The following is a 20,503-nucleotide window of genomic DNA, read 5'->3' as shown; positions in this document are numbered from 1 at the left end:
GTGATCGGTTCCTTCGTTGGTGGGTGGACGGTTGCGGATGCGCTAGAGCAGGTCTTCGACGCCGAGCAGGTATTCGGGGATGGCCGTGAAACGGCCGTTGACGAACCCGAGCGCGTCGCCGGTGCGGTAGTCGAAGTTCTCGACTTGACCGAGGTACAGGGTGTGGTCGCCGCCGTCGTAGGCGGCCCACGGAGTGCATTCGAAGTACGAGAGCACTCCGGCGAGCCGGGGGGCGAGGCCACCTTCGACCCAGACGGGTTCGTCGCTCGGGCGCCCGGCGAAGTGTGTGGCGAGCTTCTCCTGCTCCGCGCCGAGCACGTTGACGGTGAACGGCCGGCCGGCGAGTTCGTCGTGCGCCCGGGTGCTGCGTGCGATGCTGACGAGCACGAGCGGGGGCTCCATCGAGACGGACGTGAACGAGTTCACGGTGATGCCGTGGCGCGCGCTCGTTCCCTCTGCGGTGGACGCCGCGTCGAACGTGACGACGGCGACTCCGGTCGCGAACCTTCCGAGACTTCCCCGGAAGAAGTGCTGTGGCGGCCGGTAGAGCTTCGACTCCGGCCCGAAGGCGCCCCCTTGGGGCGCTGCGGCGATCATCGTTCGGTCCTCCATCCGGCTGCACTGCCGTCGGATCGTTCGATATTAGAACGACCAATTCTTATAAAGAACACTAGGCTGAGTGGCATGGATGCACAACCCCAGCCGCACTCGCAGACGCTGTCGCGCGGCATCCGCGTGCTCGAGATCCTCGCCGAGTCCGACGGGCCGATGACGATCGCGGCGCTCTCGACCGCCCTCGGGGTGCACCGTTCGATCGCCTACCGCATTCTCCGCACCCTCGAAGACCACGGCCTGGTCGTGCGCGACCCGGCCGGAGCCGTGCAGCTCGGTCCGCGGATGGCCGCCCTCGCCCGCTCGGTCGCGCACGACCTGCAGTCGGCGGCCCTGCCCGCCCTCACAGCGGTCGCGAACGAACTCGGCATGACCGCGTTCCTGACCGTGCTCGACCGGCACGACGTCGTCACCCTGGTGAGCGTGGAGCCGACGCACGCCCACGCAGCGGTGGCGCAGCGGCCGGGCACACGTCATCCGCTCGCCTCGGGGGCGCCAGGCATCGCGATCCAGGCGAACCTCACCGAGGCGCAGTGGCGCGCGCTCGATTCGGAGCACCCGCGCGCAGAAGCCGCCCTGGCGCGTGAGCGGGGTTTCGCGACGAGCCATGACGAGGTCATCCCGGGTCTCGCATCCGTGGCGGTGCCGCTCACCGTACCGGGCCAGCCGCCCGCGGCCGTCGCTGTCGTGTACGTCGCCAACGGACGCGACGTCGACGTTCTCGGCGCCCGCCTGCGGCTCGCCGCCGACACCGTGGCGCGCGAGCTCAGCTGAGGTCGACCTCGCCCATTGAGACTCGCCCATTGAGACTTGAGCATTGAGACTCGAGCGTGGATCGTATATGATTTGCGATATGTTCGGCAGGGCTGCCGGGAGGAGACCGCACGATGACTGAGCTGCGAGCTGTGCACCTCTCCCCTGGCAAGGTGATTGCAGTCCACCTCAACTACCCGTCCCGGGCCGCACAACGCGGCCGGACCCCCGCCCAGCCGTCGTACTTCCTCAAGCCCTCGTCGAGCGTCGCCATGTCGGGCAGCGCCATCGAGCGGCCTCTCGGCTGCGAACTCCTCGCCTTCGAGGGCGAGGTGGCGCTCATCATCGGCCGCCGCACGCGGCACGCCTCCCTCGCCGACGCCTGGCCGGCCGTCTCCGGCGTCACGGCAGCGAACGATTTCGGTGTCTACGACCTGCGCTACGCCGACAAAGGCTCCAACGTCCGCTCCAAAGGCGCCGACGGCTTCACCCCCCTTGGGCCCGCGATCCTCCCCGCAACCGAGGTCGACCCGGCCGGCCTGCGCATCCGCACCTGGGTCAACGGCGAACTCGTCCAGGAGGACACGACCGCGACCCTGCTGTTCCCGTTCTCCCGTCTCGTCGCCGATCTCTCCCAGCTCATCACACTGGAGCCGGGAGACGTGATCCTCACGGGAACACCGGCCGGAGCATCCGTCGTCCGTCCGGGCGACACCGTCGAAGTCGAGGTGGACACCATCGATGGTCACAGCACCGATGGCCACAGCACGGGCCGGCTCGTCACGCCGGTCGTCGAGGGCACGATGCCCTTCGCACCGTTCGGCGCCCTCCCCCTGGCCGACGACCAGCAGCGCGAAGAAGCCTGGGGCTCGCGTGAGGCGGCAGGACTCCCGGCGACCGAACCGGAGCCCGAACAGGAACCCGGTTTCGTGCTCACGCCCGAGCTCCGCGCCAGGATCGCATCGGTGAGCACGGCCACGCTCAGCTCACAACTGCGGAAGCGCGGGCTCGACGACGTCTCGATCGACGGTCTCAGGCCCACCCGCCCCGACACGCGGCTCATCGGCCGGGCGCGTACGCTCCGCTTCATCCCCGCCAGGGCGGACCTCTTCGAAACCCATGGCGGCGGCTACAACGCCCAGAAGCGCGCGTTCGACACCCTGGACCCGGGCGATGTTCTCGTGATCGAAGCGCGCGGCGAGCACGGCAGCGGCACGCTCGGCGACATCCTCGCCCTCCGCGCACAAGTGCGCGGCGCGGCCGGGCTGGTGACGGATGGCGGACTCCGCGACCTCGACGCGGTGGCCGCCCTCGACATCCCCACGTACTACGCCGCCCCCCACCCCGCCGTCCTCGGCCGACGTCACGTCCCATGGGACACCGACCTCACGATCGCCTGCGGCGGCGCAGCCGTGCAGCCGGGCGACGTGATCGTCGGCGACGCCGACGGCCTGCTGGTCATTCCGCCCGGCCTCGTCGAGTCGGTCGTCGACGACGCGATCGAGCAGGAGCGGCAGGAGTCCTTCATCGCGCAGCAGGTCGCGGCGGGCGAAAGCGTCGACGGCCTCTATCCGATGAACGCCGAATGGCGGGCGCGGTATGTCGCCTGGCTCGAAGGCGAGGCGAACGGATGAGCGAGCCCGGCATCGGCACCACCGCCACGAACCCGGCGCGGCCCGGCGCGACGGGCAAGTCCCAGCTCGCCTACCGGTGGATCCGCGAGCGCATCGCCGACGGCCGGTACACCGCAGGCTACCGGCTGGTCCTCGACCAGATCGCCCGCGAACTGGGCGTGAGCGCCGTTCCGGTGCGCGAAGCGGTGCGGATGCTCGAAGCCGAAGGTCTCGTCACGTTCGAACGCAACGTGGGCGCCCAGGTCGCCATGCTGGACGCCACCGAGTACGTCGTCACCATGCAGACGCTGGCGCTTGTCGAAGGCTACGCGACGGCGCTCTCGGCCCCGACGCTGCCCGCCGGCTCCGTCAAGCGCGCCCGTGCCATCAACGAGCAGCTGGCGGCGACCCTGGAGCACTTCGATCCGGCCAGTTTCACGAAGCTGAACCTCGACTTCCACTCCGCCCTGTTCGAGTCGTGCCCCAACGCGCACATCCTCGACCTGGTCCATCGCGGCTGGGGCCGGCTCGCGGTCCTGCGCGAATCGACGTTCAGCTTCGTCCCCGGCCGAGCGCGCGAGTCGGTCGTCGAACACTCCACGATCCTCGACCTGATCGAATCGGGCGCCGACGCCATCGTCCTCGAACTGGCCGCCCGCAACCATCGCCTGGCGACCCTCGACGCGTTCATCGCGCAGCGCAGGCTGACCGAGGAGGTCACCCCATGAAATTCCGCACCGATCCGGCACGTATCCGCGGCTCGATCGCCCCACTCATGACACCGTTCACGGCCGACGGAGCGATCGACCACGCCGGCCTCGCCAACCTCGTGCACTGGCAGCTCGCGTGCGGGTCACACGGCATCTCCCTGGGCGGATCGACCGGCGAGCCGAGTGCACAGACCATCCAGGAGCGGGCCACGGCCATCCGCACGGTCGCCGCGGCGATCGGCGACCGCGTGCCGTTCGTGCCGGGCACCGGTTCGGCCAAGCTCGACGAGACGCTGGAACTCACGGCGGCGGCCCGCGAGGCAGGGGCGGACGCCGTCCTCATCATCACCCCGTACTACGCCCGGCCGACCCAGGACGCCCTCTATGCGTGGTACCGGACTGTGGCACAGGAGTTTCCCGACCTGCCGATCCTCGCCTACAACGTTCCCAGCCGCACAGCCGTGGACATCGCCCCCGAGACGGTCGCCCGCCTCTACCGCGACGTCGAGAACTTCGTCGGGATCAAGGAGACGACGAAGGACTTCGAGCACTTCTCCCGCGTCCTCCACGCGTGCGGCCCCGACCTCGTGGTGTGGTCGGGCATCGAACTGCTGAGCCTCCCGCTGATGGCGCTGGGAGGAGCCGGTTTCGTCAGCGCGGTCGCCAACATCGCACCCGTCGCCGTGGCCGAGATGTTCGAGGCGTGGGAGTCCGGCGACCTCGAACGGGCCCGGGAGCTCCACTACGGCCTGCATCCACTCGTCGACCTGCTGTTCGTCGAGACCAATCCCGCTCCGGGCAAGTGGGTGCTCGAACAGCGCGGGCTGATCGGGTCGGCGTTCGTACGCCCCCCGCTCATTCCGCTCACCGCATCCGGCGAGGAGCGCGTGCGAACCCTGCTCGACGAGGGCAGCGCCTACCTCAGCCCGGTCGACGGCTTCACCGCGAAAGGAGCGCACCGATGAGCGAGTCCGAGGATCGCGTACCCACCGGCCTTCCCACCCACATCCGCCATTTCATCGACGGGAACTTCGTCGACAGCCTGTCCGGAGCGACCTTCGACGTGCTCGACCCGGTCACGAACGAGATCTATGCGACGGCGGCCGCCGGCCGCGCAGAAGACATCGATCTCGCCGTGACGGCAGCCACGCGCGCGTTCACCGACGGGCCGTGGCCGCGTCTGCGTCCACGCGAACGCGCACGCGTGCTCGTCAGGGTGGCGGATGCGGTTGAAGCGCAGGATTCCCGCCTCGCCGAACTCGAGACGTTCGACACGGGTCTTCCCATCAGGCAGGCGCTCGGGCAGGCCCAGCGGGCCGCCGAGAACTTCCGCTTCTTCGCCGACCTGATCGTCGCGCAGACCGACGACGCCTACAAGGTCCCCGGCTCACAGCTCAACTATGTGAATCGCAAACCGGTCGGTGTCGCAGGCCTGATCACGCCCTGGAACACGCCGTTCATGCTGGAGAGCTGGAAACTCGCGCCGGCGCTCGCATCCGGATGCACGGTCGTGCTCAAACCCGCTGAGTTCACGCCCCTGTCGGCGAGCCTGTGGGCGGACATCTTCCGGGAGGCCGGCCTCCCCGACGGCGTGTTCAACCTCGTCAATGGGCTCGGCGAGGAGGCCGGAGACGCATTGGTGCGGCATCCCGATGTCCCGCTCATCTCGTTCACCGGTGAGAGCAGCACCGGCCAGCTGATCTTCGCGAACGCCGCACCGAACCTCAAGGGGCTCTCGATGGAGCTCGGCGGCAAGTCACCTGCGATCGTGTTCGCCGACGCGGACCTCGAAGCCGCCATCGACTCGACGCTCTTCGGGGTGTTCTCGCTCAACGGGGAACGCTGCACGGCCGGCAGCCGCATCCTCGTCGAACGATCGATCTACGACGACTTCTGCGCACGCTACGCCGCCAGGGCCTCGAACATCGTCGTGGGGGCGCCCCACGATCCCGCCACCGAAGTCGGTGCGCTGGTTCATCCAGAGCATTTCGCCAAGGTGATGGCCTACATCGAGATCGGCCGGAACGAAGGCCGGCTACTGGCGGGCGGAGGGCGCCCGGAGAACCTGCCCGACGGCAACTACGTGTCGCCGACGGTCTTCGCCGACGTCGCTCCCAACGCGCGGATCTTCCAGGAGGAGATCTTCGGCCCCGTCGTGACGGTCACACCCTTCGACACCGACGAGGAAGCCCTGGAACTCGCCAACGGTGTGCGCTACGGGCTCGCGGCCTACCTCTGGACCACCGACCTGGTGCGCGCCCACACGTTCGCCCAGAACATCGACGCGGGAATGGTGTGGCTGAACTCCCACAACGTGCGCGACCTGCGCACCCCGTTCGGCGGCGTCAAGGCGAGTGGACTCGGCCACGAAGGCGGCTACCGGTCGATCGACTTCTACACGAACCAGCAGGCCGTTCACATCACGCTCGGGCCGGTGCACACGCCGCGGTTCGGCATCCACTGAAGGAGACCCGTGAACACCACCCCGCCACCCGACATCATCCGATCCGCGTATGCCGAGCTCATCGTGAGCGACCTTGCGGCTTCCCGCGCCTTCTACGTAGGTGTGCTCGGGCTCGTGGTCACCTTCGAAGACGATGACGCCATCTATCTGCGCGCCTTCGAGGAGTACCTGCACCACTCGCTGGTACTGCGTCGCGGCCCCGTCCCGGCGCTTGCGGCACTGGCCTATCGCGTGCGGTCAGCGGCCGACGTCGAAACGGCCGCGGACTACTACGAGGAACTCGGGGTGCGCGTCGAGCGCCGTGCACCCGGGGCGACGCGTGGGATCGGCGCGGCCGTCCGTGTGGCCGACCCGCTCGGTTTCCCGATCGAGTTCTTCTACGACGCCGAGCACGTCGAGCGGATGACGCGGCGCTACGACGTGCAGGGTGCCGGCGCGATCTCCCGGCTCGACCACTTCAACATCGTCACGCCCGATGTGCCGGCCGCCCGCGACTACTATGCGCGACTGGGTTTCCGGGTCTCCGAGGACATCCAGGACGACGACGGAGTGGTGTACGCGGCGTGGATGTTCCGCAAGGCGACCGTGCACGACATCGCGCTCACGGGTGGTGCGGGTCCGCGCCTCCACCACATCGCTTTCGCCACCCACGAGCGCAGCCAGATCCTGCACATCTGCGATCACCTCGGCACGCTGCGGGAGTCCGACCGCATCGAGCGGGGGCCGGGGCGCCACGGGGTTTCGAATGCGTTCTACCTCTACCTGCTCGACCCCGACGGTCACAGGATCGAGATCTACACGCACGACTATTACACCGGCGACCCGGACAACCCGGTCGTGACCTGGGACGTCCACGACAACCAGCGACGCGACTGGTGGGGCAACCCGGTCGTGCCCAGCTGGTACGCGAACGCGTCGACGGTGCTCGACCTGGATGCGCATCCGATGGCGCTTACCGAGCGCACCGAGGCGGCCGAGTCCGATGTGACGATCGGGGCCGACGGCTTCTCGTACACGCGCCGCGACGATGCCGAGACCGGGTTCAAGCTCGGCACGCAGGTCTGAGCGGGCGCGGCTCTCACCGCACGCGTTACGTTCCAGCGCACGTCGTTGTACTAGTGCGGTGGGCGCGAATGAGTGCGGCAGGCGTCAGTCGAGGGATGCGCGCACCAGCGGGACCGCGCGGTGCGTGATCTTCGTCTCCAGCACGATGACCGTCGAGGTCCGCGTGATGTTCGGATCGCTCACGATGCCGTCGATGACGCGCTGGAGGTCGGCGTTCGACCTCGCCACGACCCGGATCATCAGGTCGCCCTGGCCTGTGATCGTGTGTACTTCGAGCACCTCCGGAATGCTGTCGAGGTGCTCGACGACGGAACGGTCTCCGCTCCCCTGCGTGATCTCCGCTGTCACGAAGGCCGTCACGGGGTAGCCCAGCGCTGTCGTGTCGATCGTCGGCGCGAAGTCGCGGATGACTCCGTCGCGCTGGAGCCGGTCGAGCCGGGCCTGCACCGTGCCTCGCGCCACGCCGAGCCGTCGCGACGCCTCGAAGACGCCGAGTCTCGGCTCGTCGGTGAGCAGCGCTATCAGCTCCGAATCGAGCGCGTCGACCATGTCGCTCCTTCCGCGGTCACACCGAACGGTCATGCACAGTGTAGGGCGGATGCGCGAAAGACCCTACGAACTGCTTGCGGCGTCCAGAAACGGCAGTGCGGCCTGCTTGAAGGCGCGAGCGCTCAGCGTGGTGACGTGATTGCGCCGCGGGATCACGACCAGTTCGGCGTCGAGCATCCTGGCGGCCTCCTCACGACCCTCGGTCACCGGGTCGGCCTCGCCGACGACCAGCATCGTCGGCACGGGCGACGACAGGTCGAGCGGATGCGCAGCCATGCCTTCGACACAGGCGGCGAGCGCTTCGCGGTCCAGCCCTGGCGCCTGGCGCAGCGACGTCAGCAGCGGTGCGATCGGAGAGTCGGAGAGGTCGGCCTCGGGATCGGAGGGCTGCAGGAGTGCGGTGCGGACCGCATCCACGCCCCACCGCGCGAACTGCTCGGTCGTGCCGATCCCGCCGACGACCTGCCGCCGAATGCGATCCCGGTACCCCTGTGCGAGTGCGAGGGACACATAGCTGCCCATCGAGTAGCCGACGACATCGACGGCCTCCAGGCCTTCCGCATCGAGCACCGCGACGAGATCGCGTGCGAAGATCGCCGGCGAGTAGGCGTCCGGGTCGTGCGGGCCGGAACTCCGCCCGTGGCCGCGAAGGTCGACGACGATCGCTCCCCGGCCGGCTTCGGCGAGCGCCCGGACCCAGCCGGTGGCCTCCCAGGTGAGGGCGCCGGTGGTCGCGAAACCGTGGACGAGCAGCACCGGATGCTCACCTGCGGTGCGCTCGTAGGCGATCCGCTGTCCGTCCGGAGTCTGGGCGAAGGACACCCGTGACATCAGTCCTCCGGCAGCTGGAGCCGCACGCGCCGCGTGGGCGCCACGTCTTCGGGAACCGTCCCCACGATCCCGGCGGCGTCGTCGGCGACCTCGAACGTGATCAGCGCTTCGCCGACATCGAGCGCGTCGCCCTCCGCGACGTGGAAGCGTGCGACCGTTCCCGACTGGGGTGACGGCAGCTCGACCGCCGACTTGGTCGTCTCCACCTCGACGAGTGGCGCGTTCCGCTCGACGTAGTCACCTTCGGCGACGAGCCACTCGAGCACGGTCGCCTCCTGCAGCCCCTCACCCAGGTCGGGAAGGGCGAATGTGATCTCAGCCACGGCGGTACTCCAGGGTTCGCTGGACCGCTTCGAGGATGCGGTCGATGCTCGGCAGGTACTCGTCTTCGAGCACCGGGGACGGGTAGGGGACGTCGTAGCCGGTGACCCGGCCGACGGGTGCGCGGAGGTCGGCGAAGCAGCGCTCCATGAGGAGGGCGCTCACTTCGGCCCCGAGGCCTGCGGTGAGCGGAGCTTCATGCACGACGACCGCGCGCTTCGTGCGCGCCACCGACTCGGCCACGCCGACGGCGTCGATCGGCTTCAGCCAGCGCAGGTCGACGACCTCGATCTCCACGCCGTCCTCCGCGCCGAGTTCGGCCGCCTGCATGCAGCGGGCGACCATTGCGCCCCAGGCGATCAGGGTCACGTGGCGGCCGGGTCGAACGATCCGCGAGGTTCCGACCGGAAGCCGTTCGGAGGCCACCGCCTCATCGAAACCGGCCTTGTGCCAGTAGCGCGACTTGGGCTCCATGAAGATCACGGGATCCGGGTCGTCGATCGCCTGGCGAAGCAGGGCGTAAGCCTCCGACGGATTCGACGGCGAGACGACCTTGAGGCCGGGCACGTGCGCGAACAGCGCTTCGAGGCTCTCGCCGTGGTGCTCGGGCGCACGGATGCCGCCGAAGCTGGGCAGGCGAAGCGTGATCGGCATCGGCAGGGTGCCACGGCTTCGATAGTTCATACGGCCGACCTGGTTCACGAGCTGGTCGATCGCCGGGTACGAGAATCCGTCGAACTGGATCTCGGGAACCGGCCGCCAGCCGGCCATCGCGAGACCGACTGCCATCCCCATGATCCCGGACTCGGCGAGCGGGGTGTCGAACACGCGCTCATCCCCGTATTTGGCGTGCAGCCCGTCGGTGACGCGGAACACGCCGCCGAGCGCCCCGACGTCCTGGCCGAACACGAGCGTACGGTCGTCGGCGGCGAGGGCGTCGTCGAGCGCGCGGTTGAGGGCCCGCTGCATCGTCGTCGTCTGAATCGTCGTCGTCTGCATCGTCGTCGGCTCAGCCACGGGAGGCCTCCTGCCAGCTGCGCTTCTGTTCGAGAAGGGATGCGGTGGGCGCCTGGAACACGAAATCGAACATCTCCTCGCCCGGTCGCGCATCCAGTGCCGCAACCCCGTTGCGCACCTCCGCTGCGAGGTCGCGCGCCTGCGCCTCGACGCCCGTGAAGTAGGCGTCGACGTACCCGAGTTCGCGCAGCCGGGCTTCCGCGAGGGTGAGCGGGTCGCGCGCCAGCCACTCCTGCTCTTCGTCGAGCGTGCGGTAGCGTCCCGGATCGTCAGAGGTCGAGTGCGGGCCGGCCCGGTAGGTCATCGCCTCGATCACGGTCGCGCCGCCGCCGGAGCGGGCGCGAAGGATCGCCGCCTCGGTCGCCCGGTACACGGCGACCACGTCGTTGCCGTCGACCCGGTTGCCGACCAGGCCGTAGCCTTCAGCGCGAGCGGCGACCGACCCGCCGGCGACCTGGGCTTCGGTCGGCACCGAGATCGCCCATCCGTTGTTCTGGCAGAAGAAGACGACCGGCAGACGGTAGACCCCGGCGAAGTTCATCGCCTCGTGCACGTCGCCCTGCGAGCTGGCGCCGTCGCCGAAATAGGTGATGGCGACGCCGTCGGTGTGGTCGAGCCGCGCACCCATCGCCCAGCCGACCGCATGGGTCACGGGTCCGCCAACGACGGCGTTGAGCGGTGCGAGGTGGGTCTCGGCAGGATTCCAGAGACCGCCGTGCCACGCACCCTGGTGGGATGCGAGGTAGGAGACCGGGTCGATGCCGAGCTCGATCGCGACGCCGAGCTCACGATAGGTGGGGAACGCGAAGTCGACGCTGCGGTCGAGAGCCGCGGCGCTGCCGACCTGCGCCGCCTCCTGGCCGCGCATCGGCGCATAGCCCGGGATGATGCCCTGGCGCTGCATGGCGACGGCGTCGAGGTCGAGCAGGCGTACGGCGACCATCGTCTCGTACAGACGGCTGAGCAGCCCAGCGTCCACAGTGGCGTCGTCCACATCTTCGGGGTGGTTCATCCGCTCGGTCATCGCCATCGGGTCTCGTTTCGTCTCGGGGCGCCACAGGCTGCGGGCGCAGCTTCCGCGGCCCGCGAGGCCACTTTTCCACGCGTGACCTGAGTGGGCAACAAGCACAGCCGCTGCTGGTCACCCTGTACATTCAGCGGGTCCGCGCGCCGCTTTCGCTGCGCAGGGTGCGTGGCTGTCCGCGCCACAGCCGCGACGGCCACCAGATCGGCGCCCCGATGTCGTAGGACAGCGCCGGCACGAGCAACGAGCGCACGATGACCGTGTCGAGGAGCACCCCGAAGGCGACGATGAATGCGATCTGCACGAGGAACAGGATCGGGATGACCGCGAGGGCGGCGAACGTGGCCGCGAGCACCACGCCGGCCGACGTGATCACGCTTCCCGTCACGCCGAGGCCGCGAAGGATGCCCGGCCGAGTGCCGATTCGCAGGGACTCCTCGCGCACGCGCGTCATGAGGAAGATGTTGTAGTCCACCCCGAGCGCGACGAGGAAGACGAACCCGAAGAGCGGGACCGCCGCGTCGGCACCGGGAAACCGGAAGACGTCGTTGAAGACGAACGCCGACACCCCGAGGGCAGCGGCATACGACACGACGACGCTCGCGATCAGCAGCACCGGCGCCAGGATCGACCGGAGCAGCAGCATCAGGATCAGCAGGATCACGGCGAGCACGATCGGAATGATCTTCATGAGGTCGCTCTGCGCGGTGTCGTTCGTGTCGAGGGCGATCGCGGTCACCCCTCCGACGAGCACCCGGGGGTCGGTGGCCGGCAGCGTATGGCGCAGGTCGCGCACCACCTGTTCGGCCGCACCCGAATCGGCCTGCGACGCGAGAGTCGCGTTGATCAGCACCCGCCCGTCCTTGACGACAGGCGGCAGAGAGTGCCTGGCCTCCGCGCTCGTGGGGTTGACGTTGCCGACGTAAAGTGACGCCGCGTTGATGCCGGGGGTGCGTTCGACCGCGGCGAGCGTCGCGTCGGCTCTCGCCGCATCCGCTACGACCACCACCGGACTGCCCGACCCGGCGTCGAAGTGTCGCCCAAGCACTTTCTCGCCGTCGACCGCGTCCGACTGGCTGAGGATCACGTCGGTCTGCGAGACTCCATTTGCCTTGAGTTGCGGGAGCCCCGCGATGCAGACGCCGAGAAGAACGAGTGCCATGATCCAGGTGAGGCGCGGACGGCTCGAGATCAACATCCCGACTCTTCGCCAGAGTCCGCCGATTCCCTCGAGTCCGCGAACGCTGTCGAGTTCGGCGTGCTCCGGCGAGTGTTGCGATTCGCCGATCAAACGCGGCCGGAACGGCCAGAACGCCGCACGGCCGAACAGGACGAGAAGCATCGGAAGGAGGGTGAGTGCGGAAAGCAGCGCGAAGACGATCCCGATTGCTGCGATAGGTCCGAGGCTCCGGTTCGAGTTGAGGTCCGAGAAGAGCAGGCACAGCAGCGCGATGATCACCGTGGCCCCCGATGCGACGATCGGCTCGAGCGAAGCGCGCCACGCCCGCGCGATGGCAGCCCAGCGCGACTCGACCTCACCGAGCGCCTCACGGAAACGCGCGACCAGGAGCAGCGCATAGTCGGTCGCCGCGCCGATCACGAGGATGGAGAGGATGCCCTGGCTCTGGCCGCTCAGCGTGATCCAGCCCCAGCTCGCGAAGGCGTAGACGAGGAGGATTGCTGCGGTCAGCGCGAAGATCGACGTCAGCAGCACCAGGAATGGGAGCACGACGGAGCGATAGACGAGAAGCAGGATGACGAAGACCGCTCCGACCGCGACCAGCAGGAGGATTCCGTCGATTCCTCCGAACGCGTTGACCAGGTCGGCGGTGAGACCGGCCGGCCCCGTGACCCAGCCCTGTGCATCCGCAGGCAGATTGCCGTCGACGACGCTGCGCAGATCGGCGACGACGGTCTTGACCCCGTTCGCGTCCTCGACCGGCACGATGAACTCGACCGCGCGCCCGTCCTTCGAGGGGATCGGGCCAGCGACTGTGGTCGCGGCTGTTCCGGTTGGCTGCTGCACCCCCGCCACTGCGCCCAGCTTCTGGCCCAGAGCCACGAAGGCCGCCTGCTCACCGGCCGGGATCGGGGCTGAGGATTCGATGACCACGATCGCCGGGATGGAGGTGGAGTCGGTGAACTTCTTCTGCAAGTCCCGCACTTCAGTGGACTCTGCGCTCGCGGGCAGGAAGGACGCCTGGTCGTTGCTGGAGACGGACGAGAGCTTGCCGAACGTCGGGCCGCCGAAACTCGCCGCAGTGAACCAGACCAGGATGATCGCGGTCGGCAGCAGGATGCGCAGCCAGCGCGCCGGGATCCAGTCGTCTCGCCGCTTCACGCCGTCCTCCTATTTAGCTAGCTAAGTTAGCAACTAACTTAGCAAACAAAAGGTTGAGAGGGACTACGCGGATTCCTCGAGCCGGGCACCGAGGTGGGCGAGCTCCGCCAGCGCTGCGGCACTCGACTCCGGCGCGACGCCCGCGACGAGATCGGTGAAGATCCGTACGCGCTGGCCGTGCTCGAGCGCATCCTTGGCGGATGCGCGCACACAGTAGTCCGTGGCGATCCCGGTGATGTCGATATCGGTGATCCCGTGCTCATCGAGAAGGTTGTGGACCGTCGAGCCCGCTTCGGTGCGACCCTCGAAGATCGAATATGCCGGGACGCCCTGCCCTTTGCGGATGTGGAACGTCACTTTGTTCGTCGCAAGCGCGGGGTGGTAGTCGGCGCCGGTCGTGCCGGCCACGCAGTGCACCGGCCAGGTGCGGACGAAGTCGGGGGGCGCATCCGTCGCGAAATGTCCGCCGTTGTCGCTGTCGGCGTCATGCCAGTCGCGTGAGGCGAAGATCGTCGTGTAGTCGCCGGCGTGCGCTTCCAGGAACCGCGTGATGGCGGCCGCGACAGCTGCTCCGCCCGCCACACCCAGAGCCCCGCCCTCGGTGAAGTCGTTCTGCACGTCGATGATGAACAGGGCCTTGCTCATGAGCGCCTCCCTTCGGCCGGCAGCAGCCGGCCCTAGTTGTTCGTGAGGTTGTCCCCGCAATGGTAGAACCCTGTGACCAGCGTATCGATGGCCTGCTTCGCATTGTCGCTCACCGGTCCGAGAGCGAACACCGCGAACGTGAGCGGTGTGCCGTCGGCCGCGCTCACGATGCCCGACAGGGTGTAGCCGTTGTTGATCCAGCCGGTCTTCGCGTGCACCGCACCCCGCGCCGCTGCGTTGGCTCCCGTGAACCGGGAGTACCCCGGGCCGAGGGTCCCCGACTGGCCCGCGACGGGCAGGCCGTCGTACACGATGCCGAGACCGCTGTCGCGGTTCAGCACCTTGACGAAGAGGCGGGTGAGGTACGACGGCGGAACAGCGTTGTCGCCGCTCAGGCCTGACCCGTCGGCGATGTGGATGCCCGTCGTGTCGATGCCGTAGGGCTTGAGGCCCGCGATGACGCCCGCGTTCTCGGCCTCGAACGTGTTGCCCGCTCCGGTCTTGATCGCGACGAGCCGTGCGAGCTCCTCCATGATCGTGTTGTCGGAGACCTTCATCGCCTGGTCGATCAGCGCCGTGACCGGCTGGGACTGGACGGCCGCGATCTGCTGTGCGCCGGCCGGCGCCTTGCCCTGCGTGACCGGGACATTGGTGCCGAGGTACTGCTGGAAGTACTGCACGGCGCGACCGATCGGGTCGGTGCTCCGCGGCGATTCGATGGCCGTCGGGTCATTGCGGTCACCGTCGACCTGGAGTGCCGTGATGTACGAGGTGGAGCCTTCGACGACACGCTCCTCATGCTCGTCCCAACTCGGCTGCCAGACTGGTGCACCGAAGAGCGACGTATCCACGACGATCGACGTGATCGGCTGGCCTCCCATCGCCTGCTTCGCCTGGTTCGCGAGATCCTGGATCTTGGGTGCGCCGGTGTAGAACGAGGCCTGCCCGTCGGGGAGGCGCGACAACGTGACGTCGCCGCCACCGACGATGACGATCTGGCCGGGAGCGCTGCCCTTCACGACAGTGGTCGAGACGCGATAGTCCGGGCCGAGAACCTTGAGTGCGGCCGCGGAAGTCAGCGTCTTCAGCACGCTTGCCGTGGGGCCGGGCTTGGCGCCGTTGCGGTCGAACAGGACCTCACCGGTCTTCGCGTTGACGACCTGGGCTTCCAGGTTGCCGAGGCGCCCGTCCTGAGCGAGTCCGTTCACCGAGCACGTGCGGAGCCTGGCCGCAGCGGGAGCGGCAGCGGGGACAGGGCGCGGGGGTGGCGGGGTGGCTCGCGTCGGCGTCGGCGTAGCGGTGGCACTCGAGCTCGGCAGCGTGGCGGCGGAAGCGGAAGCGGGAGTGCCCACCGTCGCGCCGAGCGCGACGGCACCCGACCCGAGCACGAGGAACGCTGCGGCGGCTCCGGCTGTGATCCACGCGACGGGGTGCTTGCGCACTGCCGTCAGGACGCCGGCGAACGGCGAAGCTGCGGGCTGCCGGCCCGCTGGATCTGTCGTCTCCGATTCACGCATCCGTGTATGTTACCTGCCGCTCCTGAATGCTCTTGCCAGCATTTTCCCCGATCCCACGCTATTCGCCGGGGTAGACCAGACCGATCTGGCGACGGATCTCATCCATCGTCTCCATGATCGACACCGACTCCTCGGGCGACAGGAGGGGGCTGGCGATCTCTCCCGCGCGGATGAGCCGCTCGGCCTCGAACGCCTGGAACTGCATCCCGCGTCCCTCCACGAACTCGTCGAACGATTCGACGACATCACCAGCGCTGTTGACGACGCGGAAGGTCGTCGGCGTGTACCAGACGGCGTCGATGTCGATGCGCGCGTCGGTTCCGACGATCGTGGCCACATTGGGGCCGAGGGTGTCGAGCGCCGAAATCGTGGTGGCGAGCTGGCCGTCGGCGTAGTGGAAGATCGTGGCGACCTGCGAGTCCGCGCCCCCGGCCTGGAACCGCGCTGCGGCCTGCACCGATTCGGGGGTGCCGAAGAGGTGCGCAGCGAACGAGATCGGGTAGATGCCGAGATCGAGGAGCGCGCCTCCCCCGAGTTCGAGGGCGTTCATCCGGTGGCCGGGGTCGGTCGGCGCCTTCTGCCGGTGATCCGCGTTGAACTGACGGAGTTCGCCGAGGGTGCCTCCCTCGATGATCTCGCGGATGCGCGCAACGTGCGGAAGGAACCGCGTCCACATCGCTTCGAGCACCAGCAGGCCCTTCGACGCCGCGAGATCGACGACCGCGCGCGCCTCCGCCCCGTTCAGCGTGAACGGCTTCTCGACGAGCACATGCTTGCCCGCGTTCAGCATCATGATGGCGTTCTCAGCGTGGAAGGTATGCGGCGTCGACACGTAGACGATGTCGACCTCGGGATCGTTGGCCAGCTCTTCGTAGCTGCCGTGGGCCGTCGGGATGCCGAACTCGGCCGCGAACGCCTGCGCGTTCTCGAGGGACCGCGATCCCACTGCGCGCACATCGCGCCCCGTCAGCACGAGGTCTTTGGTGAACATCTGGGCGATCCAGCCCGTGGCGAGGATGCCCCAGCGGATCGGCTCTTCGGCGACTGCTGACATGCGGGCCTCCTTCCGGGCCGGCGGGAGCCGGCGCCGTTGCGATGCTAGCGCGACCAGGCGTGATGGCGCGAGGCAGTGTCCCGCCGTCGGAGGCGGCGAGTATGGTCACGGGCATGAAGATCATCCTGGTTCCCGGATTCTGGCTCGATGCATCCTCCTGGTCCGCTGTAACGCCGACACTCATCGAGGCCGGTCACGACGCACAGGCGCTCACGCTTCCCGGCCTCGAAGCGGTCGACGCGGACCGTTCCGGGATCGGCCTGCGCGATCACATCGACGCGGTGATCGGCGCGATCGACGCCGCGGGGGTCCCCGTCGTCCTCGTCGGCCATTCCGGCGCGGGCGCCATGATCCATGCGGCGGCGGATGCACGTCCCGACCGCATCGCACGATCGATCTATGTCGACAGCGTGCCCCTCGGAGAAGGCGGCTTCATCACCGACGAGTACCCCGCAGTCGGTGACAGTGTGCCACTGCCGGCGTGGGACGCCTTCGAGCCTGAGGACCTCGTCGACCTCACCGATGAGGTGCGCGAGGCCTTCCGTGCACGAGCGATCCCGGAGCCGTACCGCGTGATGGTCGACAAGCAGGAGCTTCACGACGAGCGGCGCTACGACGTGCCGTCAACGGTCGTCGCGTGTGAGTTCACGTCGCAGCAGCTTCGCGAATGGATGGAGGGAGGAGCTCCGTTCGTGAGGGAGCTGTCTCACCTGCACGATCTCGAGCTCGTGGACCTGCCGACCGGTCACTGGCCTCAGTTCACGAGACCGGCGGAGCTCGCGGCGGCCATCCTCACCGCTGTGTCATGCACTCAGACCGCCTGAAACGCGCTGCGCAACTGCTACTGTCCCTCTCGCCACGGAAATGGAACGGTCCGTGCCGGATCGGACATTAGAAGGTATGAGCACGCATGGGTTCGACGAGGCCGCGGCCTGGTCTTCGGCACGGGATGGGGACGCCCAAGCGTTCGCGTCGCTGTACGACCGCCACCGCGACCGCGTCTTCGGCCACGCGCTGAGACTGGTTCGCGAACCCCACGACGCCGAGGATGTCACCGCAGTCGTGTTCCTGGAGGCGTGGCGCAAGCGCGCATCCGTTCGCCTCGTCGAGGGGTCCGTCATCGGCTGGCTGCTGGTCACGACGACCTATACGGTGCGCAACCACACGCGCAGCCTCCGGCGCTACCGGTCGGCACTGGCGAAGCTGCCGCCTGCCGCTTCCCAGGACGACCATGCCCCCGGCGTGGATGAAGCCATCGATGCAACGGGACGCGAACGGCGGATGCGCGAGGCATTCGCACGCCTCTCCAAGCGTGACCAGGACGTGATCTCCCTCTGCATCCTCGAGGAGCTCACGGCAGCACAGGCGGCGGAGGCGCTCGGCGTTCCCGAGGGCACGGTCAAGTCGCGGCTCTCCCGCGCACGGAAGCGGTTGTCCGAACTCGCCGCCCCGCTCGCCGACGATACGACGATCCTCGAAGGAGGTGCACGATGAGCACCACGGAGTTCTCCCCCAATCGCAGCGCCGCCGTCCGGCAGCTGTTGATCGAGACGATCGAGCACGAGCCCCAACGCCAGCGCCGGTTGCAGATCATGCTCACCTCGATCCTGGCCGGGATCGCCCTCGTTCTCGCCGGCGGCACGGCGGCCCTCGCGCTGACGGGCGTGATCCACTTCGGCGACAGTTCGCCGGCACCGGTGCAAACCACGACCCCGACGGTTGCACCGACGGAGACGCCCACGCCCACGCCGACGCAGACTGCGAGCGTGCCGCGCGTGCAGGTCCAGTCGGCTGTGGTGTATCCCCACGATGTCAGCTCGCTCCCCGCCCAGACCCGCTGGTCGCTCGACCTTCCCGGCATCGAGGACGGATGCCGGATGCGCCCGCTCGCGTACGACCTGGCTGACGGTCTCACCGTGTTCCTGACCGGCACCCGCCCCAAAGAGTACGAAGGCGGGACCTGCGCCGAGCATCGCGACGAGAAGATCGGCCTCACCCTCGTCGATACTGCGCGCGGGGAGAAGATCTGGAGCCGGGTCTGGGCTTTCACCTCGTCGATGGGCTCACCGAACCTTCCTGAGTTCCTCGTTCTCGGCACGTCCGGACGCGCCCTGCTCGACTATGGGACCGACCAGTCGGCGCCGCACGACCTGATCGACCTGACGACGGGCGAAACCATCTCGATGTTCAGCCCCGGTGCATACTCCGGCGCAGTGACGGTGCCCGGCACATCTGGAGACATCGTCATGCCATCCGAGCCGTCGGGTTCGGTGGGCGCAGCCATCACTGCCATCGATCCGCTGGATCCAGACCACCCTGTGTGGAAGACCGCTGTCGACACCGACTACCTCCAGATCGCGGATGGTACGCAGCACGCTTCGGCGCTGCCGGTGTACTTCGCATCCCCGGCCGGCCGGCCGTACCAGCGCGGCTCCGTCGACCTCGAAAACGGTGCGCTCACGAAATCCCCCGGGAGTTCGGAACTCCACGCGACGATGTCCTTCATCACGCTCTGGGACCAGCAGGCTGCGGACGGTTCCGTGTCGTACGTTGCCGTCGACGGCTCCGGCGCACGGGTCTGGTCCCGACCCGCAACGCCCGGGGCCTTTGCAGTCGGAGTAGGGATGCCCGGAGCCCAGCCCGGGATCTTCGGCGGCCGGGCGTCAACCAGTCAGCTGGCGATCGTCGACCGCACATCCATCACAGTGCTCGACCAGCTCACCGGGCAGGTCGCATGGACTGCATCGACCAGCGGGTGTGGGGCGAAGGACTTCATGGGCATTCCGAGCGTCATGGTCGACCCTGCCCGAAATGCATTGAGCGTGCGTTATCAACAGGACACTGCATGTTCGTTCGACGCGAAGACCGGCAAGGCGCTTGCCGGCGTCGGCGTACCGTTCAACGACTGGGACCTTTTCGGGCTGACGAACACGTATGTCGGGGCGCTGGCGTCGGACACGGGTACGGCCTATGACAGTGCGACGGGCCGTGTTCTGTGGTCGCTACCCCGGGCGCAGGGTGAGCAGTGGCTGTTCGCGGGCGGCTACCTCGTGCGCACCGTCGGTGACCACGTCGAATCGATCGGTTGAACGTGCCCGGCGTCTGGAATCATTGGCCCGGTCGAGGGGGATTTTTCGGAGCCGCCCAAGGGAATCGAACCCTTGACCTTCTCATTACGAGTGAGATGCTCTGCCGACTGAGCTAGGGCGGCGTGGGCCTCGCTCTTCGAGCGCGACGCACAGCTAGATAGCTTACCTGATGCCGGCGGCCGGTTCGCACACCGCCTTCGACGACCCGGCCAGGCGGTCAGCGAACGACGCTGCTGAGGGTCTGGAGCTGTTCGAAGGAGCTGCGCAGGCGGTCGGCGAGGGGCTCGACGCCGCCGTGGTCGGCCCAGCAGGACCAGGCGTGACGCATCCCGGCGAATGCGACATAGGTGACCAGTCGGGCGCGCTGGTGCAACGTCTCGGGGTCTTCGAGGAGTTCCGGGTCGTCGTGCGCGAGCCGCAGCTGCACGACAGCACTGAGCGCATCCTCGAACTGGTGCATGCTCGCCATCCGCTGCGCGAACAGTTCGGGATTGTCTTTGAGAAGGGCACGGCGCAGCTTGTGCAGGTCGTGAGCGGTTCGCATTTCCCCGGCGTCATTCGCGGGGCCGCCCGTGTCGAGGTCGCCGGTGTCGATCGCTGCGACCAGCAGCTTGCGGATGCCATCGAGAATGGACTCTCCCGGGCCGGCCGCGACGAACTCGTCGACGGTTCGCGCGTCCGGCATTTCGGGCAGTTCCCCGATGATCGCCGACTCTTTCGACGGGAAATAGTTGAAGAAGGTTCGCGGTGAGACGTTCGCCAGGTGGCTGATCTCGTCGATCGTGACCTTGTCGAACCCTCGCTCGCTCGCGAGCTCTACCGCCGCAAGTTGAATCGCACGACGGGTGGCCAGTCGCTTACGCTCGCGCAGGCCCAGTTCTTCCTCGATGACGCTCAT

The 20,503-nt window shown here is 68.1% G+C and carries 20 protein-coding genes and 1 tRNA gene; 9 read left to right on the top strand and 12 right to left on the bottom strand.

Going from position 1 to position 20,503, the window contains the following annotated elements; translation table 11 throughout:
* Positions 1 to 42: 42 nt before the first annotated feature.
* Positions 43 to 597 (bottom strand): flavin reductase family protein, encoded by a 555-nt coding sequence (locus tag G3T36_RS13780; protein WP_163290399.1) that lies wholly within the window; start codon positions 595 to 597, stop codon positions 43 to 45.
* A gap of 87 nt (positions 598 to 684) precedes the next feature.
* Between G3T36_RS13780 and G3T36_RS13775 the strand changes: the two genes are divergently transcribed.
* From G3T36_RS13775 to hpaD, 6 genes are all read left to right on the top strand, one after another.
* Positions 685 to 1,386, top strand: a complete 702-nt coding sequence (locus G3T36_RS13775; RefSeq protein WP_163290398.1) for an IclR family transcriptional regulator — start codon at positions 685 to 687, stop codon at positions 1,384 to 1,386.
* 113 nt (positions 1,387 to 1,499) lie between these two features.
* Positions 1,500 to 2,999: a fumarylacetoacetate hydrolase family protein gene (locus G3T36_RS13770; protein WP_163290397.1), complete on the top strand. Its 1,500-nt coding sequence runs from the start codon at positions 1,500 to 1,502 to the stop codon at positions 2,997 to 2,999.
* Entirely contained in the window at positions 2,996 to 3,706 is a 711-nt protein-coding gene (locus tag G3T36_RS13765; protein WP_163290396.1) for a GntR family transcriptional regulator, read from the top strand. Before G3T36_RS13770 ends, G3T36_RS13765 begins: the two co-directional genes overlap by 4 nt.
* On the top strand, positions 3,703 to 4,653 hold the full coding sequence (dapA, locus tag G3T36_RS13760; RefSeq protein WP_163290395.1) for a 4-hydroxy-tetrahydrodipicolinate synthase: 951 nt from the start codon (positions 3,703 to 3,705) through the stop codon (positions 4,651 to 4,653). The genes G3T36_RS13765 and dapA overlap by 4 nt, the downstream gene beginning before the upstream one ends.
* Positions 4,650 to 6,152, top strand: coding sequence for a 5-carboxymethyl-2-hydroxymuconate semialdehyde dehydrogenase (gene hpaE, locus G3T36_RS13755; protein ID WP_163290394.1), 1,503 nt, complete (start codon positions 4,650 to 4,652; stop codon positions 6,150 to 6,152). Before dapA ends, hpaE begins: the two co-directional genes overlap by 4 nt.
* A 9-nt stretch (positions 6,153 to 6,161) precedes the next feature.
* On the top strand, positions 6,162 to 7,217 hold the full coding sequence (gene hpaD, locus G3T36_RS13750; protein WP_163290393.1) for a 3,4-dihydroxyphenylacetate 2,3-dioxygenase: 1,056 nt from the start codon (positions 6,162 to 6,164) through the stop codon (positions 7,215 to 7,217).
* 84 nt (positions 7,218 to 7,301) lie between these two features.
* On the opposite strand, the gene G3T36_RS13745 is transcribed toward hpaD, so the two are convergent.
* The 9 genes from G3T36_RS13745 to G3T36_RS13705 form a co-directional block, all read right to left on the bottom strand.
* The gene (locus G3T36_RS13745; protein ID WP_163290392.1) at positions 7,302 to 7,766 is read right to left on the bottom strand and encodes an Lrp/AsnC family transcriptional regulator; all 465 of its coding nucleotides are present in this window, start codon (positions 7,764 to 7,766) and stop codon (positions 7,302 to 7,304) included.
* A gap of 63 nt (positions 7,767 to 7,829) precedes the next feature.
* A complete protein-coding gene (locus G3T36_RS13740) occupies positions 7,830 to 8,597 on the bottom strand; it encodes an alpha/beta fold hydrolase (RefSeq protein WP_163290391.1) in 768 nt (255 codons plus the stop codon).
* Complete coding sequence (locus tag G3T36_RS13735) at positions 8,597 to 8,920, bottom strand: biotin/lipoyl-containing protein (RefSeq protein WP_163290390.1); 324 nt, start codon at positions 8,918 to 8,920, stop codon at positions 8,597 to 8,599. The genes G3T36_RS13740 and G3T36_RS13735 overlap by 1 nt, the downstream gene beginning before the upstream one ends.
* A complete protein-coding gene (locus G3T36_RS13730) occupies positions 8,913 to 9,917 on the bottom strand; it encodes an alpha-ketoacid dehydrogenase subunit beta (RefSeq protein WP_163290711.1) in 1,005 nt (334 codons plus the stop codon). Before G3T36_RS13730 ends, G3T36_RS13735 begins: the two co-directional genes overlap by 8 nt.
* A gap of 10 nt (positions 9,918 to 9,927) precedes the next feature.
* Positions 9,928 to 10,959 (bottom strand): thiamine pyrophosphate-dependent enzyme, encoded by a 1,032-nt coding sequence (locus G3T36_RS13725; RefSeq protein ID WP_420811054.1) that lies wholly within the window; start codon positions 10,957 to 10,959, stop codon positions 9,928 to 9,930.
* 130 nt (positions 10,960 to 11,089) lie between these two features.
* Positions 11,090 to 13,300 carry an MMPL family transporter gene (locus G3T36_RS13720; protein ID WP_338031586.1) on the bottom strand — a complete coding sequence of 737 codons (2,211 nt, stop codon included), beginning with the start codon at positions 13,298 to 13,300 and terminating at the stop codon, positions 11,090 to 11,092.
* Between the two features lie 63 nt (positions 13,301 to 13,363).
* Entirely contained in the window at positions 13,364 to 13,945 is a 582-nt protein-coding gene (locus G3T36_RS13715) for an isochorismatase family protein (protein ID WP_163290389.1), read from the bottom strand.
* A 32-nt stretch (positions 13,946 to 13,977) separates the two neighbouring features.
* Positions 13,978 to 15,462, bottom strand: coding sequence for a D-alanyl-D-alanine carboxypeptidase/D-alanyl-D-alanine-endopeptidase (locus G3T36_RS13710; protein WP_163290388.1), 1,485 nt, complete (start codon positions 15,460 to 15,462; stop codon positions 13,978 to 13,980).
* Between the two features lie 58 nt (positions 15,463 to 15,520).
* Positions 15,521 to 16,516, bottom strand: coding sequence for a Gfo/Idh/MocA family protein (locus tag G3T36_RS13705; RefSeq protein WP_163290387.1), 996 nt, complete (start codon positions 16,514 to 16,516; stop codon positions 15,521 to 15,523).
* A gap of 113 nt (positions 16,517 to 16,629) precedes the next feature.
* On the opposite strand from G3T36_RS13705, the gene G3T36_RS13700 reads away from it, so the two are divergent.
* From G3T36_RS13700 to G3T36_RS13690, 3 genes are all read left to right on the top strand, one after another.
* Positions 16,630 to 17,340, top strand: coding sequence for an alpha/beta fold hydrolase (locus G3T36_RS13700; protein ID WP_163290386.1), 711 nt, complete (start codon positions 16,630 to 16,632; stop codon positions 17,338 to 17,340).
* A 76-nt stretch (positions 17,341 to 17,416) separates the two neighbouring features.
* Complete coding sequence (locus G3T36_RS13695; protein WP_163290385.1) at positions 17,417 to 18,010, top strand: RNA polymerase sigma factor; 594 nt, start codon at positions 17,417 to 17,419, stop codon at positions 18,008 to 18,010.
* Positions 18,007 to 19,605, top strand: a complete 1,599-nt coding sequence (locus G3T36_RS13690) for a PQQ-binding-like beta-propeller repeat protein (RefSeq protein WP_163290384.1) — start codon at positions 18,007 to 18,009, stop codon at positions 19,603 to 19,605. Before G3T36_RS13695 ends, G3T36_RS13690 begins: the two co-directional genes overlap by 4 nt.
* A 49-nt stretch (positions 19,606 to 19,654) precedes the next feature.
* On the opposite strand, the gene G3T36_RS13685 is transcribed toward G3T36_RS13690, so the two are convergent.
* Both G3T36_RS13685 and G3T36_RS13680 read right to left on the bottom strand, forming a co-directional pair.
* Positions 19,655 to 19,727: transfer RNA gene (locus G3T36_RS13685), tRNA-Thr, on the bottom strand.
* Between the two features lie 95 nt (positions 19,728 to 19,822).
* Positions 19,823 to 20,503: a TetR family transcriptional regulator gene (locus tag G3T36_RS13680; RefSeq protein ID WP_163290383.1), complete on the bottom strand. Its 681-nt coding sequence runs from the start codon at positions 20,501 to 20,503 to the stop codon at positions 19,823 to 19,825.

Source organism: Leifsonia tongyongensis, from assembly GCF_010686705.1.
In the GTDB taxonomy this organism is placed as follows: domain Bacteria; phylum Actinomycetota; class Actinomycetes; order Actinomycetales; family Microbacteriaceae; genus Diaminobutyricibacter; species Diaminobutyricibacter tongyongensis.
This window is presented reverse-complemented; position numbering and strand designations above follow the sequence as displayed.

What these genes read in the sequence shown, in the direction of transcription:
- G3T36_RS13780 (WP_163290399.1), bottom strand. Translation starts at nt 597, where the DNA reads ATGATCGCCGCAGCGCCCCAAGGGGGCGCCTTCGGGCCGGAGTCGAAG.
- G3T36_RS13775 (WP_163290398.1), top strand. Translation starts at nt 685, where the DNA reads ATGGATGCACAACCCCAGCCGCACTCGCAGACGCTGTCGCGCGGCATC.
- G3T36_RS13770 (WP_163290397.1), top strand. Translation starts at nt 1,500, where the DNA reads ATGACTGAGCTGCGAGCTGTGCACCTCTCCCCTGGCAAGGTGATTGCA.
- G3T36_RS13765 (WP_163290396.1), top strand. Translation starts at nt 2,996, where the DNA reads ATGAGCGAGCCCGGCATCGGCACCACCGCCACGAACCCGGCGCGGCCC.
- dapA (WP_163290395.1), top strand. Translation starts at nt 3,703, where the DNA reads ATGAAATTCCGCACCGATCCGGCACGTATCCGCGGCTCGATCGCCCCA.
- hpaE (WP_163290394.1), top strand. Translation starts at nt 4,650, where the DNA reads ATGAGCGAGTCCGAGGATCGCGTACCCACCGGCCTTCCCACCCACATC.
- G3T36_RS13745 (WP_163290392.1), bottom strand. Translation starts at nt 7,766, where the DNA reads ATGGTCGACGCGCTCGATTCGGAGCTGATAGCGCTGCTCACCGACGAG.
- G3T36_RS13740 (WP_163290391.1), bottom strand. Translation starts at nt 8,597, where the DNA reads ATGTCACGGGTGTCCTTCGCCCAGACTCCGGACGGACAGCGGATCGCC.
- G3T36_RS13730 (WP_163290711.1), bottom strand. Translation starts at nt 9,917, where the DNA reads ATGCAGACGACGACGATTCAGACGACGACGATGCAGCGGGCCCTCAAC.
- G3T36_RS13725 (WP_420811054.1), bottom strand. Translation starts at nt 10,959, where the DNA reads ATGACCGAGCGGATGAACCACCCCGAAGATGTGGACGACGCCACTGTG.
- G3T36_RS13715 (WP_163290389.1), bottom strand. Translation starts at nt 13,945, where the DNA reads ATGAGCAAGGCCCTGTTCATCATCGACGTGCAGAACGACTTCACCGAG.
- G3T36_RS13710 (WP_163290388.1), bottom strand. Translation starts at nt 15,462, where the DNA reads ATGCGTGAATCGGAGACGACAGATCCAGCGGGCCGGCAGCCCGCAGCT.
- G3T36_RS13705 (WP_163290387.1), bottom strand. Translation starts at nt 16,516, where the DNA reads ATGTCAGCAGTCGCCGAAGAGCCGATCCGCTGGGGCATCCTCGCCACG.
- G3T36_RS13700 (WP_163290386.1), top strand. Translation starts at nt 16,630, where the DNA reads ATGAAGATCATCCTGGTTCCCGGATTCTGGCTCGATGCATCCTCCTGG.
- G3T36_RS13695 (WP_163290385.1), top strand. Translation starts at nt 17,417, where the DNA reads ATGAGCACGCATGGGTTCGACGAGGCCGCGGCCTGGTCTTCGGCACGG.
- G3T36_RS13690 (WP_163290384.1), top strand. Translation starts at nt 18,007, where the DNA reads ATGAGCACCACGGAGTTCTCCCCCAATCGCAGCGCCGCCGTCCGGCAG.
- G3T36_RS13680 (WP_163290383.1), bottom strand. Translation starts at nt 20,503, where the DNA reads ATGAGCGTCATCGAGGAAGAACTGGGCCTGCGCGAGCGTAAGCGACTG.